The organism is Actinomadura sp. NTSP31, from assembly GCF_041951385.1.
GTDB classification, from domain to species: Bacteria; Actinomycetota; Actinomycetes; order Streptosporangiales; family Streptosporangiaceae; genus Spirillospora; species Spirillospora napierensis.
Genome location: NZ_JBGNUT010000014.1, coordinates 208,645 through 220,906 on the forward strand (window position 1 = coordinate 208,645; position 12,262 = coordinate 220,906).

Sequence of the window (12,262 nt, forward strand, 5' to 3'; positions counted from 1 at the left end):
GCGACCACCGCGCCACCGCCCCCGTCCGCGAACCGGACGGGGGCGCCTCGGTCGTTCACCTGGGGGACTGTTCGCCGTGGCGTGCGGTGAAGGCGAGGATGCGGTGCCACGCGTCGGTGCACGCCTCCTGCCACTGGTCATAGGAGTCGTCAAAGAACGAGTGCGGGGCGCCCTCGTAGGTGTGGGCCTCGTATCGCTTGCCCGCGCGGTCGAAGGCGGCGGTCAGTTCGGCGTGCTCCTGCGGCGTGGTGGCCACGTCGTCGCCGGCCAGGAGCATGAGCAGCGGCGCGGACGGCTGGTCCGCGCGGTCGCCGACGAAGCGCGGCGGCCCGTAGAAGCCCGCGGCGCCGGACAGGCCGAGCCCGGCGGCACCCAGCCGCCAGGAGTAGCCGCCGCCCAGGCAGAAGCCGACGCTGAACAGCGGGCCGGGATGCCAGGCGCGGATCGCCTCAGCGGCAGCAGCGGCGTCGGTCTCGACGTGGTGCGGTTCCAGCAGGGGCAGATGGGCGTAGCCGTCGAACGAGCCGTCCCGGGGCGCGGTGCCGGCGCTGCGTCCGTAGTAGTCCATCACCAGGGTGTGGAAGCCTGCCTCGGCGAACCGCCGGGCCAGGCCGGCGTAGAACGGATGCAGCCCGCGCACGTCGGGCAGCAGCAGCACGTTGAGGCCATTGGGCACGGCCGGGGCCGCCCGGTAGGCCCGGAGCCGGTTGCCGTCGGCGGCGCCGATCTCCAGCGGCCCGTGCTCGGCCACCCCTCCGGTGACGACGGGCGCCGCGGGAGGCCTGCTGTCGATGTCGTGACACATGCTGATCTCTCCTGGGGGAAGTCGTCCGATGAGCCGCAAGCCTGCCGAGCGCGCGGCCGGCGTCCCAGGCCCGGCGGTTACCCGTACCGGCAGGGCCACCTTCGGGCCGGCCCGCGGGCGTGGCCGGGCTCCCGGACGACGTCCTCCAGGGGAGCACGGCTCAGACGGTCGACGTCCGGAGGTCGTGCGGCATGTCCCAGCCTTCGGCGAGCCGGGACGGATGGACGTTGCCGCCACCGCCGAAGAACTCGCAGAACTTCATGATCAGCGGATCCCAGCCGAGCGGGTCCATGTGGCTCGTCCCCGGGATGACCAGCTCCTCCTCGACATGGGCGCGGAGGACCTCGACCTGGAAGGCGGTGGCCTGCGGAGTCGGCCGGCCGACGGGATGCGCCGAGACGACCCTGCACTCCAGCTGGATCGGGCATTCCGCGACCCGGGGGGCCCGGACCACGTCCGACGCCTGCTCGGTCAGCCCGGCGACCGAGAACTTGTCCGGCTCGTACCGGTATCCCTGCGCGGCCTTGTGGTCCGGCACGTCCGGCCTGCCGGTCGTGAGGGCCAGCCGGTCAACGGCGTCGACCATCGCCGACGAGGGCAGGTTGAGCACGCAATCGCCGTCGCGCAGCAGGTTCGCCGTGGTCCGGGCGCTGTTGCCGAGGCCGAGCATGCACGACTGGTTCAGCCACCACGCGGACGACATCGGCGCGAGGTTCGCCGTGCCGTCCTGGTTGACCGAGCTGATCAACACCACCGGAGTTCCGAAGTACAGCACCTTGAGTCCGGGGACGACGTGCATGCGAAGCGCCTTTCGCGGAATGCCGAGGGGGACGGCCCGCGGCCGGAACCGCGAGCCGTCGCCGACCCTCTCGCGAGCCAGACCGCCCGCGCTGGCAGGAATGCGACGTCACGTTGCGGCCGCGGGCGGCGCGGACCCGTCAGAAACGCTTGCCTTCCTCGCGGGCCCGGGCGTGGGCTTCGCGGCGTCCCGTCTCGGCGTCGGCGGTGGCGAGGTTGGGACGGAACTGCACGGCGGTGATGTCCGCGACCCCGGCCCAGCGCAGCCAGCCCTCGAAGAACGTGCTCTGGAAGTCGGCGCCGAAAGCCGGTTCGCGGCCGTCGCCGTAGACGGCGCTCGTGTAGACGACGGCCGCCTTCTTGTCCCGCAGGAGGCCGGTGTAGCCCCGCTCGGCGTCGAACCCGAACACCCAGCCGGGCTGGGAGACCACGTCGATGAACTGCTTGAGGATGTACGGCACGCCCGAGTTCCACATGGGCACGCTGAACAGGTAGCGGTCATAGGAGTCGAAGCGCTCGAAGACGGCGCGGGCGGCGGCCCAGGCGCGCTCCTGGGCGCCGGACGGGTCGGCGCCCCCGAAGACCGTCATCTTGGCCCCGGCTCCGGCGGGGCCGAACTCCGGGAGCGTGCCGTCCCAGAGGTCGTGGTGGTCGACGGTGTCGGCGGGGTGGGTCTCCCGGTAGGCGTCGAGGAACGTGGCGGCGAGCGCCAGCGACTCCGAGGACGCTCCGCGCGGCGAGGCGGAGACATGCAGCAAACGGCTCATGACCTGCTCCCTTCAACAAGCGGACTACGGTCCGCATCACTTTCGGGAAACTACCGGACCGCAGTCCACTTAGCAACACCGCCCGGTGGCCAACCAGGACGCGGCACCGTCCTGCTGCTCCGGGAAACCATCGGATTCTGAACCACCCGTCGCGCAACGGGATCCTCCAGCCCGGCCACAGAGTGCCTTGGCGCGATTCGCCCGGATTCGGGTGTCACAGGATCCAGGTCGCCGGCATCTCATGTCCGACCGCTCACCACATCAAGGAGCTCACGATGGCTGCTCGTTTGAACCTCTTCGGCAACCCGACCGCGACCGCGGCCAAGGCCGCCAAGCACTTCGGAACGGCGAGCCGGACGATCCTCGAGGAGTCGACGGTGCCGGCCGCGACCCAGAAGCTGGTCGTGCTGCGCGCCAGCCAGATCAACGGCGACGGCTACGCCACCGACGTGTGGAGCAAGAACGCCGCGCACGCCGGGGAGAGCGCCACCCGCATCAACCTGGTCGCGGCCTGGCGCGAGTCGACGGTGTTCACCGAGGCCGAGCGCGCCGCCCTGCGGGTGGCCGAGGAGGGCACCCGCATCGCCGACGCCGGCGGTGGCGTCACCGCCGAGGCATGGGCGAACGCCGCCGAGCACTACGACGAGGACCAGCTGTCCGATCTGGTGATGCTCATCGCCCTGATCAACGCCACCAACCGCATGGCCGTCATCGTCGACCAGCGCGGCGGCGAGTACCAGCCCGCCTGACCCGCACGACCCGCATCCCCCGGTCCGTCCCCAGTGAAAGCGAGAACCACGTATGGAACCCCGTTTCGACCTGATGGCCAACGCGCTCGGCGCCAAGATCGCCAAGCGGATCTACAACGTCGCCCTGGCGATCACCGAGTCGCCGCTGCCCAGGTCGACCCAGGACCTGGTCATGCTGCGCGCCAGCCAGATCAACGGCTGCGGCTTCTGCGTCGACTACCACACCAAGGACGCCACCGCCGCCGGTGAGGACGCCGTCCGGCTCCACCTGGTGGCCGCCTGGCGCGAGTCGACGGTGTTCACCGGCGCCGAGCGGGCCGCGCTGGCCCTGGCGGAGGAGGGCACCCGCATCGCCGACGCCCACCCCGGCGTGTCCGACGAGACCTGGGCGAAGGCGCGCGAGCACTACGACGACGACCAGATCGCCGCGCTGCTCTCCCTGATCGCCATGATCAACGCCAACAACCGGCTCAACGTGATGGTCCGCAACCCGGGCGGCTCCTACCAGCCCGGACAGTTCGCCGAGATGGCCAACTGACCGGCGGCCCCTATCGCGGCCCGGCCCGGATCAAGCGATCCGAGCCGGGCCCGCGCTACTCCGTGGGCGGCCGTTTCCGACCGGGCCACCTAGCCGATCTCGTGGGTGCGGGGGTTCTGCGCGGTGGTGGCGGAGCGGTGGGCGAGTGCCCTGGCGATGTGCGTCAGAACCTCGATCCTGTAGGCGGGGTGCGGGATGATGCGGGTGACGCGTTCGGCTTCGGCCGGGTCCCGCTCGATCAGCGCCCTGGCGACGGTCTGGAGCGCGGTCGACTGCTTTCGCCGGCCCGTGAGGGTGAGGGAAAGCTGTTCCGCTTCGGCGGGGTCCTGCACGGCGAGTACGTCGATGACGGCGGTCACCGCCCTTGACTGCTGGTCGGGGTCGGCGGCGAGGCGGGTGGCGCGCAGGGCGGCGTCCGGGTCCCGCTGGGCCAGCACCTTGACGACGTCCATCAGGTCGTAGGCCCCGCCGCTGGAAAGGCGCTCGGCCTCGGCCAGCACGTCCACGGCGTGGGGCGGGTCCACGACCGCCCACGCTTGCGCGGTGGAGCGCAGCGCGTTCGCCTTGACCAGCGCCGCGATGGTGGCCGGATCGCGCCCGAAGAGATCGCGGCTTTTGCCCGCCGCGGGCCTCATCTCGGTGCGGGCGAGGCGTTCGGCCTCGGTCAACAGGTCCACGGCATGGGAGGGATTCAAGCCGGCCGTGCGGACGGCGATGGACGCGAGGTCCTGGGCCTGGGCGTGAGGGGAAGCGTGAGCGCGGGCCAGTCCCTCGGCCTCGGTCAGCAGCGCCGCCGCATGGCCGGGATCATGGTCGGCCACGACCTCGGCGACGATGCAGGAGGCCGAGACCCACTCCTCCCGACCGGTGACGGCGCGGGCCAGGCGCAGGGCCGCGGCGGGGTCCCGCCGCGCCAGCGCCTCGATGATCTCCCGGATCTCCCAGGCATGCAGGTGGGGATCCGCGATGGTGTAGGCGATGCGCTCGGCCACGGCGGGAACGTCCTCGGCCATCTCCCTGACGATGGAGGTCACCACCGACCTCCGGGCCGTGGGGTCGGCGGCCTCGACGATGGAGTGGATGAGCCGCTCGGCCTCATCAGACGAACGCTGCGCGATGGCGACGATGCCCTTCCGCAGCTCCATCCATCTCTTGTAGGGGTCGGTGGTGGAGCGGGCGAGCCGTTGGACTTCGGCCAGCAGATCGCGGGCCCGCCGAGGGTCGAGCTCGAGCAGCAGCACAGCGATCTCCTGCAGCTCGTGAATCCGTGCGGCCGGGTCGGCCAAGGAGCGGGCCAGATCTTCGGCCTCGGCCAGGATTCGCAACACCTGGCCGGGGTCCGAGACGGCCTCGCCGACGGAGCGCAGCGCCAGGAGCCGCGCCCTCGGGTCGGTGATGGTCCGGGCCAGCCGCTCGGCCTCGCCGGGGGCCCGTCGGGCCATCTCGCCGACCACGATGTTCAGCGCACTGGCCAGGATCTCCGGGTCGGTGATCGTCCTGGCGACGCGCTCGGCCTCGGCGAGGTCGGTTCCGGCCCAGGTTCTGACGATGCTCCACAACGCCCAGCCCTGCTTCTTCGGCGGGATCTTCGTCCGGGCCAGCCGCTCGGCCGCGGCGGGGTCGTACTCGGCGAGCCCGTCGCACACCCATTCGAAGGCCGACGCCTGGTTCTTGGCGTTGACGGTGTGGGCGATGCGCTCGGCCTCGGTCAGCAGTTCCCGTCCGTGGCGGCGGAGGTCGGCGGGCGCGGTGGTGTCGCCGGCGTTCCCGTCCTCGGCCTGCTGCTGGGCGCCTCCCTTGAAGGCGCGGTTGCGGAAGGTGAGGCGGTCCGCGGTGTTGCGGACCCTTCGCTGGGGCAGGGGACGCTGCTTGGCCCGCAAGGACGCCGCGATCTCCCGGTAGAGGGTGTCCAGGTCGAGGTAGGGGCCCTTGCCCGGCACGCCCCGGCGGAGAACATGGAGCAGTTCGGCGGTGAACGCGGTGTGCGGCTCGCCGGGGACCGACAGCGCCGTCCGGGTCTCGGCCGCGGCGGCGATCAGGTAGGTGCCGTCGATGACGGCCTCGTCGGCGACGATCGCCGCCGAGTCGCCGCCCGCCATGCGTCCGAGGGCCCGTCCGCTGTAGCAGCAGTCGAGCACGACGATCTGGCGGTCGGCGCGCGCGGCCGCCAGTTCCTCACGGATCAGCCCGTAGGGAACGGCGGTGTAGGACGCCTTGTCCTTCTCTGAGCCGGTGAGGGCCAGGTGGAGCTCCGCGGCGAGCCGCGCCACCAGCCCGTGGCCGGCGTAATACACCAGCAGGGTGTCGGTCGCCTCGGCGGCGGCCTGGACGATCGGAGTGATCATTTCGGCCGCGCTGGCGGGGTCCGCGACGACCGTGCAGTTGCGGGCGGGCAGGCCCCACACGTCCGGCGACCGCAGGAGTTCGGCGAGCCCGGCCAGGTTGGCCGCCACGGCGGGAAGGTCGTCGAGGGAGGGATGGGCGTAGCGGCCGGTCCCGACGAGCACCGCACGGGACGCGGACGGATCGGGAACGGCGTTCACCCGTCGAGTGCCCGGAGCAGCCGGGCGATGGTCTCCGGGTCGTCGTCGTCCAGGACGATCCTGGTCCCGCCGCGTTCGACCGTCACCGGAGCGGGCCGGGGACGGGTCGAGCGCCAGGCGGCATAGGCCAGGCCGAAGTTCATGACCTGGAAGCCGGTGTCGATCACCAGTTTCACCACGTCCAGGGCGCCGCCCATCTCGCCTTCGCCGGCCGGCGCCGACTCCGCCGAGATCACCGCGTGACCGCGGATGTCCGGCTCGTCGCGCAGCCATTGCTGAAGCGAGCGCAGGTCTTCGTCGGCGCCGTGGGCATCGCCGTTGACACTGATCCGGATGACGTTCGACACAGGCATCCACCCCTCCCGCCGACAGTTCGGAAGATAGCGAACGCACAGCGGTTTTCCAGCAGAACGGGCTCCGCCGTCCGGGAACGGCCGTCCGGGACCAGCCAAGGTCTCCACCGCGGAGTCCGCACCGCCCCCCGTCCCGGGGTCGCAGCCGGGTCACAGCTTCCGGCACCCCGCTGTGACCGCCCGTTGGCTAGAACGTTGCGGGCCGGACGGTGGTCCGGTTCGTCGACCAGGAAGGCCGTGATCATGGACGAGGATTCCGTACGTGGTGTCGACCGGCGGCGGCTGCTCGGGTGGAGCGGGCTGGCGGCCGCGGGCGTGGTGGCGGCAGGTGCGCAGCTGGTGGGCGCCCGACCCGGCCACGCCGCCCCGGCACCGGCCGGCGCGATCCCGCCGGACACCCGGCCCGGCGGAGCCTATGACCGGTACGTGGCGAAGCTGGCCGCCGATGGGAAGTTCTCCGGCGTGGTGCTGCTGTCGCACCACGGCAAGACCGTGCTGTCGCGCAGCTACGGCATGGCCGACAAGGAAAAAGGGATCCCCAACAGCGAGAACGTCGCGTTCAACCTCAGCTCGGCGGGCAAGCCGTTCCTTGCGGTGGCCGTCTTGCAGCTGGCCCAGCAGGGCAGGCTGCGGCTGGCGGACACGGTGGGCACCCATCTGAAGGGCTACGCCACAGATATCGCCGAGCAGGTGACCATCCACCACCTCCTCACCACCACCGCCGGACTGGACGCCCCGCCGCTGGACCTGCAACGCATCTTCAACAGCCGGGACGAGGTGCACGAGTACTACGAGCAGTGGACCCGGAAGGCGAAACTGGTGGGCGTCCCCGGAGCGGGCAACCAGGGCCACACCGACGGCGCCGGCGCCGGCATCACCATGGCCACGCTGATCGTGGAGGCCGTCACCGGCAAGACGTACTGGGACTACGTCCAGGAGAACATCTTCAAGCGCTGCGGCATGACCGGCACGGCGTTCTCCACCAGGCCGCAGTGGCTCACCGACCCCCACATCGCGCACCCGTACATGACACTGGCCGACGGCAGCCGGGTCGACGCCGTCCGCAACCTGGACAAGAGCAGCCCGGCCCCGTCCACGCTGGGCAAGAACCCGGGCCGCGCCTTCATCGACGCCCCCGGGGACGGCGGCTTCACCACCGCACCGGATCTGGTTCGCTTCGCGCACGCGCTGGGCGACGGCACAGTCCTGGACCGGCCCTGGGCCGACGTGTTCACCGCCGCCAACAGCCCCCACGGACCGGCGTCATTCGGCGCCTACGGGCCGGTGGTCCGCATCGTCAACGGCCAATGGGCGTGGAGTCGCGGCGGCGGCAACCCCGGCGTCGGCGCCAACTGGACCATCTACCCCTACAGCGGCTGGGTCGGCGTCATCCTCAGCAACATCGACGGCGTGCCGCTGCAGGAGATGACCGGGCAGGAGATGCAGGCCGTCACCGGAGCCACGCCCGGCGGCGAGTCAGGTGGCTGACGCGGTCCGGCGCCGCCGAGGCAGCGCGCGGCGGGGTCGTCAGCTGCCGGAGTGCGGTGCGGGTAAAGGCGTCTGAGGGGTGGCGGCCCAGGAGGCGAGCAGGCGCAGGCCCTCCTCGGAGGGGGACCCGGGCTCGGCGGTGTAGATGGTGAGGGTGAGGCCGGGTTCGGCGGCCATCTCCAGGCCCTCGTAGGCGAGGGTGAGGTCGCCGACGACGTGGTGGTGGAAGCGTTTGGTGCCGGTGCCGTGCTGGCGGACGTTGTGGGCGCCCCAGCGGGTGCGGAACTCGTCGCTGCGGGTGCAGAGCTCGCCGACGAGGTCGTGCAGGTCCTTGTCGTGCGGGTTGCGGCCGGCTTCGGTGCGCAGGATCGCGACCGCGATGTCGGCGGCCTGGTCCCAGTCGGGGTAGAAGCGGCGGGAGACGGGGTCGAGGAAGTTGAAGCGGGCCAGGTTCGCCTGGTTGCCGGGGGTGGCGTAGACGTCGGTGTAGAAGGCGCGGGCGAGCTGGTTGGCGGCGAGGACGTCCATGCGGCCGTTGCGGACGAACGCCGGCCCGGCGGTGACGGCGTCCAGGACCCATTGCAGGCTGCGGTGCGGTTTCCACTGGTCCTTGGTGCGCCGGCGGCGGGGCCGGGTGAGCACGTCGGTGCCGTCGGCGGCCTGGGCCAGGTTCAGCAGATGGGCGCGTTCGGCGTCGTCGAGCCGCAGGGCGCGGGCGAGGGCCTCCAGGACGGCCGGCGAGACGCCGGCGAGGTTGCCGCGTTCGAGCTTGGCGTAGTACTCGACGCTCATGTCGGCCAGAGCCGCGACCTCGCTGCGGCGCAGCCCCGGTACCCGCCGCCGGGACCCGGACGGCAGCCCGGCCTGCTCCGGGGTGATCTTCGCGCGCCGCGAGGTCAGGAACTCGCGGACTTCCTCATGGTTGTCCACACCTCGACGTTACGTGCCGGAAGCGGCCGTAGGGATGTACTGCCGGTACACCCTTCGCTGGTGACTGGTTACGCGCGCCCACCAGCGGTTATCTGGACAGCGTGCCATGCGCGACCGGCACGGCCAGGCACCTGCCGGCGCGCCCCTATCGAACACGTAAAGGAATTTCCTCATGCGCGGAACAGTGATCCACGCCCCCGGCGACATCCGTTTGGAGACCCTGGACGACCCGAAGATCCTCCACCCCACCGACGCGATCATCCGCACCGCGGTGACCTGCGTGTGCGGCTCGGACCTGTGGCCCTACCGCGGTACGGAGCCGACCGATGCGGCGCATCCGATGGGGCACGAGTACGTCGGCTTCGTGGAGGAGGTCGGCTCGCAGGTGACCGCGGTGAAGCCGGGCCAGTTCGTCGTCGGGTCGTTCGCGACCTCGGACAACACCTGCGCCAACTGCCGCAACGGCTTCCCGTCGAACTGCCTGAACCGCGAGTTCATGAGCACCTGCCAGGCCGACTACGTCCGCATCCCCAACGCCCAGGGCACGCTCGTGGCCACCGACGGCGTACCCGGTGAGGAGTTCTGGCCGGGTCTGCTGGCCGTCTCCGACGTGCTGGGCACCGGCTGGTGGGCCGCCGACGCCGCCGAGGTCGGGCCCGGCTCCACCGCCGTGGTCGTCGGGGACGGCGCCGTCGGCCTGTGCGCGGTGATCGCGGCCAGGGAGATGGGCGCTGGACGGATCATCGCCATGTCCCGGCACGAGCCCCGGCAGAAGCTGGCCCGCGCGTTCGGCGCGACCGACATCGTCACCGAGCGCGGCGAGGAGGGCGTGGCCCGGATCAAGGAGCTGACCGGCGGGATCGGCGCCGACAGCGTGCTGGAGTGCGTCGGCACCGCCGAGGCGATGCGGCAGGCCCTGCACTCGGCGCGGCCGGGCGGCAACGTCGGCTTCGTCGGCGTCCCCCACGACGTGGCGCTCGACGGGCAGGAGCTGTTCTTCTCCCACGTCGGCCTGCGCGGCGGCCCCGCCCCCGTACGGCGGTACCTGCCCGACCTGATCGACCGCGTCCTGACCGGCGCCATCGACCCGGGCAAGGTCTTCGACCTCACCCTTCCCCTGGACCAGGTCGCCGAGGGCTACAAGGCCATGGACGAGCGCCGCGCCATCAAGACCCTCCTGAAGCCCTGACCACCACGCTCACAGGAGAGGAGCGACCATGGAGATCACGCGGAGCTCGATCGACACCGTCAAGGGCCCGGCGGACTGGTTCACCGGCGACGTCTACATCGACGCCGTCGCCGCCGCGCCCGCCCCGTCCCGGGTCACCGCCAGCCTGGTGCACTTCATGCCGGGGGCACGCACCCATTGGCACCGCCACCCGCTGGGCCAGACCGTCTTCGTCACCGAGGGGATCGGCCTGTGCCAGCGCCGGGGCGGGCCGGTCGAGGTCATCCGGCCCGGTGACCGCGTGCTGTTCGAGGCCGGCGAGGAGCACTGGCACGGCGCCGCACCGAACCGGCTGATGGTCCACCTGGCCATCAACGAGGGCGACGCCGACCACGACGTCGTGCACTGGCTGAACCCCGTCACCGACGAGGAGTACGCCGCCGCCCCGGACACCGCCTGATCCGCGCGGCGTCCCACGCCGCCGGCCCGCTCCCCGAGGAGAGGCGAATGAACCCCACCTACGATTTCACCGGTCAGGTCGCCTTCGTCACCGGCGCCTCCTCCGGCATGGGCCTGGCGGCCGCACGCGCGTTCGCCGCCTCCGGTGCCGCCGTCGGCCTCGCCGACATCGACGGCAACGCCGTCGAGCGGGCTGCGCAGGAACTCACCGACGCCGGACACCAGGCTCTCGCGCTGTCCTGCGACGTCACCGACGAAGACCAGGTCGCCGCCGCCGTCGACGGCACCGTGGCGGCCTTCGGACGGCTCGACATGGCCTACAACAACGCCGGCATCATGGCGCCGCCCACCGACGCCGCCGATGAGGACGCCGACCAGTTCGACCGCGTCAACGCCGTCAACCTGCGCGGCATCTGGGCGAGCATGAAGCACCAACTGCGCCACATGCGCGTCCAGGGCAGCGGAGCGATCGTCAACTGCTCCTCCCTCGGCGGCCTGGTCGGCAACCCCGGCCGCGCCGCCTACCACGCCTCCAAGCACGGCGTCATCGGCCTGACCAGGAGCGCCGCCCTGGAGTACGGGCCGCGCGGCATCCGCATCAACGCGGTCTGCCCCGGCACCATCAGCACTCCCATGGTCGACGCCATGGTCGCAGGCGGAGAACTCGACCGCGGCCAAGCCGAAGCGGGCCAGGCCATCCAGCGGCTCGGCACCGCCGAGGAGATCGCCCAGGCCGTGCTGTGGCTGTGCAGCCCAGGCGCCGGTTACGTCACCGGCATCGCGCTCCCCGTCGACGGCGGCTACACCGCCCAATGACCCGGCGGAGCCGGTGCGGAGGGGCAGGTCGCGGTCACCATGACTGCTCGCCGGCGCGGACCAGCATCTGGGTGACGGCGACCCGCCGCTCCCGCGTGACGATGTAGCCGATGGCGTCCGCGATGTCCTCCGGCCGCAGCGCCTCGATGCCGGCGATCCGCCGGCGGGACGCGTCCCGGACGGTCTCGTTCAGATGGTCCACCAGTTCGGTGTCGACGGTGCCGGGCTCCACCAGGCTGACCCGGACCCGTTCGCCGACCAGTTCCTGGCGGAGCGATTCGGTGAACGCGCTCAGACCGGACTTGGTCAGGCTGTAGACGCTGCTCCCCGGCCGGGCGGCCCGCCCCGCCGCCGCGCCCATGTTCACCAGGTCCGCCACCTGCCGCGGCGATGTCGACGCCGCGTAGATCAGGTGCGGGACGGCGGCGTGCGTGATGTGCAGCAGCGCCGCCACGTTGAGCGAGACCATCCGGTCCCACTCCTCGACGGTCGTGTGCAGCGCCGAGCTGAGCAGCATGATCCCGGCGTTGTTGACCAGGATGTCCAGGCGCCCCAGCCGGTCCATCGTCTCCTGCACGGCGCCCTCGGCGCGTTCGGGGTCGGTGATGTCGGCCGGCACCGCGACGGCGTGCCCGCCCGAGCCCGCAATGTCGCTCGCGACCTGGTCCAGGCGGTCGCGGCGGCGCGCGACCAGGACGACCGCCGCGCCCTCCCGGGCGAGGCGGCGCGCGGTCGCGGCGCCGATTCCGCTGCTGGCGCCCGTGACGAGCGCGACGGCTCCGTCCAGCGGCTGTTCGGACATGGCTGCCTCATTCCGTTCCGCGATCAAGGGAGGCGCGGTGACCGAG

General features: G+C 71.8%; 13 protein-coding genes. 6 read left to right on the forward strand and 7 right to left on the reverse strand.

Annotation, left to right across the window (positions count from 1 at the left end; translation table 11 throughout):
* Nucleotides 1–55 precede the first annotated feature (55 nt).
* The 3 genes from ACA514_RS24560 to ACA514_RS24570 all read right to left on the reverse strand — a co-directional run bounded on the left by ACA514_RS24560 (nucleotide 56) and on the right by ACA514_RS24570 (nucleotide 2,370).
* Nucleotides 56–805, reverse strand: coding sequence for a dienelactone hydrolase family protein (locus ACA514_RS24560; RefSeq protein ID WP_375043569.1), 750 nt, complete (start codon nucleotides 803–805; stop codon nucleotides 56–58).
* A gap of 160 nt (nucleotides 806–965) precedes the next feature.
* Complete coding sequence (locus ACA514_RS24565; protein WP_375043570.1) at nucleotides 966–1,604, reverse strand: flavin reductase family protein; 639 nt, start codon at nucleotides 1,602–1,604, stop codon at nucleotides 966–968.
* 139 nt (nucleotides 1,605–1,743) lie between these two features.
* Entirely contained in the window at nucleotides 1,744–2,370 is a 627-nt protein-coding gene (locus ACA514_RS24570; RefSeq protein WP_375043571.1) for an FMN-dependent NADH-azoreductase, read from the reverse strand.
* 275 nt (nucleotides 2,371–2,645) lie between these two features.
* Here ACA514_RS24570 and ACA514_RS24575 point away from each other — a divergent pair, with 275 nt between their 5' ends.
* Nucleotides 2,646–3,119 carry a carboxymuconolactone decarboxylase family protein gene (locus ACA514_RS24575; RefSeq protein WP_375043572.1) on the forward strand — a complete coding sequence of 158 codons (474 nt, stop codon included), beginning with the start codon at nucleotides 2,646–2,648 and terminating at the stop codon, nucleotides 3,117–3,119.
* A 52-nt stretch (nucleotides 3,120–3,171) separates the two neighbouring features.
* The gene (locus ACA514_RS24580; protein ID WP_375043573.1) at nucleotides 3,172–3,657 is read left to right on the forward strand and encodes a carboxymuconolactone decarboxylase family protein; all 486 of its coding nucleotides are present in this window, start codon (nucleotides 3,172–3,174) and stop codon (nucleotides 3,655–3,657) included.
* 89 nt (nucleotides 3,658–3,746) lie between these two features.
* Here ACA514_RS24580 and ACA514_RS24585 read toward each other — a convergent pair whose 3' ends face one another.
* Together ACA514_RS24585 and ACA514_RS24590 are read right to left on the reverse strand one after the other, a co-directional pair.
* Complete coding sequence (locus ACA514_RS24585) at nucleotides 3,747–6,200, reverse strand: caspase family protein (RefSeq protein ID WP_375043574.1); 2,454 nt, start codon at nucleotides 6,198–6,200, stop codon at nucleotides 3,747–3,749.
* Nucleotides 6,197–6,553, reverse strand: a complete 357-nt coding sequence (locus ACA514_RS24590; protein WP_375043576.1) for a hypothetical protein — start codon at nucleotides 6,551–6,553, stop codon at nucleotides 6,197–6,199. The genes ACA514_RS24585 and ACA514_RS24590 overlap by 4 nt, the downstream gene beginning before the upstream one ends.
* Before the next feature lie 243 nt (nucleotides 6,554–6,796).
* Between ACA514_RS24590 and ACA514_RS24595 the strand changes: the two genes are divergently transcribed.
* Nucleotides 6,797–8,041 (forward strand): serine hydrolase domain-containing protein, encoded by a 1,245-nt coding sequence (locus tag ACA514_RS24595; protein WP_375043577.1) that lies wholly within the window; start codon nucleotides 6,797–6,799, stop codon nucleotides 8,039–8,041.
* Between the two features lie 39 nt (nucleotides 8,042–8,080).
* Here the strand turns inward: ACA514_RS24595 and ACA514_RS24600 are convergent, their stop codons facing one another.
* A complete protein-coding gene (locus ACA514_RS24600; protein ID WP_375043578.1) occupies nucleotides 8,081–8,971 on the reverse strand; it encodes a helix-turn-helix transcriptional regulator in 891 nt (296 codons plus the stop codon).
* 172 nt (nucleotides 8,972–9,143) lie between these two features.
* Here ACA514_RS24600 and ACA514_RS24605 point away from each other — a divergent pair, with 172 nt between their 5' ends.
* Genes ACA514_RS24605 through ACA514_RS24615 form a run of 3 tightly spaced genes read left to right on the forward strand, consistent with a single transcriptional unit; the run spans nucleotide 9,144 to nucleotide 11,414 of the window.
* Nucleotides 9,144–10,160 carry a zinc-dependent alcohol dehydrogenase family protein gene (locus ACA514_RS24605; RefSeq protein WP_375043579.1) on the forward strand — a complete coding sequence of 339 codons (1,017 nt, stop codon included), beginning with the start codon at nucleotides 9,144–9,146 and terminating at the stop codon, nucleotides 10,158–10,160.
* 28 nt (nucleotides 10,161–10,188) lie between these two features.
* Complete coding sequence (locus ACA514_RS24610; protein WP_375043580.1) at nucleotides 10,189–10,599, forward strand: cupin domain-containing protein; 411 nt, start codon at nucleotides 10,189–10,191, stop codon at nucleotides 10,597–10,599.
* Nucleotides 10,600–10,646: 47 nt separating this feature from the next.
* Nucleotides 10,647–11,414: an SDR family NAD(P)-dependent oxidoreductase gene (locus ACA514_RS24615; protein ID WP_375043581.1), complete on the forward strand. Its 768-nt coding sequence runs from the start codon at nucleotides 10,647–10,649 to the stop codon at nucleotides 11,412–11,414.
* A gap of 34 nt (nucleotides 11,415–11,448) precedes the next feature.
* Here ACA514_RS24615 and ACA514_RS24620 read toward each other — a convergent pair whose 3' ends face one another.
* Complete coding sequence (locus ACA514_RS24620) at nucleotides 11,449–12,216, reverse strand: SDR family NAD(P)-dependent oxidoreductase (protein ID WP_375043582.1); 768 nt, start codon at nucleotides 12,214–12,216, stop codon at nucleotides 11,449–11,451.
* Nucleotides 12,217–12,262 lie beyond the last annotated feature (46 nt).

Coding starts and splice junctions, on each gene's coding strand:
- ACA514_RS24620 (WP_375043582.1), bottom strand. CDS start 12,216: ATGTCCGAACAGCCGCTGGACGGAGCCGTCGCGCTCGTCACGGGCGCC.
- ACA514_RS24610 (WP_375043580.1), top strand. CDS start 10,189: ATGGAGATCACGCGGAGCTCGATCGACACCGTCAAGGGCCCGGCGGAC.
- ACA514_RS24575 (WP_375043572.1), top strand. CDS start 2,646: ATGGCTGCTCGTTTGAACCTCTTCGGCAACCCGACCGCGACCGCGGCC.
- ACA514_RS24580 (WP_375043573.1), top strand. CDS start 3,172: ATGGAACCCCGTTTCGACCTGATGGCCAACGCGCTCGGCGCCAAGATC.
- ACA514_RS24565 (WP_375043570.1), bottom strand. CDS start 1,604: ATGCACGTCGTCCCCGGACTCAAGGTGCTGTACTTCGGAACTCCGGTG.
- ACA514_RS24615 (WP_375043581.1), top strand. CDS start 10,647: ATGAACCCCACCTACGATTTCACCGGTCAGGTCGCCTTCGTCACCGGC.
- ACA514_RS24605 (WP_375043579.1), top strand. CDS start 9,144: ATGCGCGGAACAGTGATCCACGCCCCCGGCGACATCCGTTTGGAGACC.
- ACA514_RS24570 (WP_375043571.1), bottom strand. CDS start 2,370: ATGAGCCGTTTGCTGCATGTCTCCGCCTCGCCGCGCGGAGCGTCCTCG.
- ACA514_RS24560 (WP_375043569.1), bottom strand. CDS start 805: ATGTGTCACGACATCGACAGCAGGCCTCCCGCGGCGCCCGTCGTCACC.
- ACA514_RS24595 (WP_375043577.1), top strand. CDS start 6,797: ATGGACGAGGATTCCGTACGTGGTGTCGACCGGCGGCGGCTGCTCGGG.
- ACA514_RS24590 (WP_375043576.1), bottom strand. CDS start 6,553: ATGCCTGTGTCGAACGTCATCCGGATCAGTGTCAACGGCGATGCCCAC.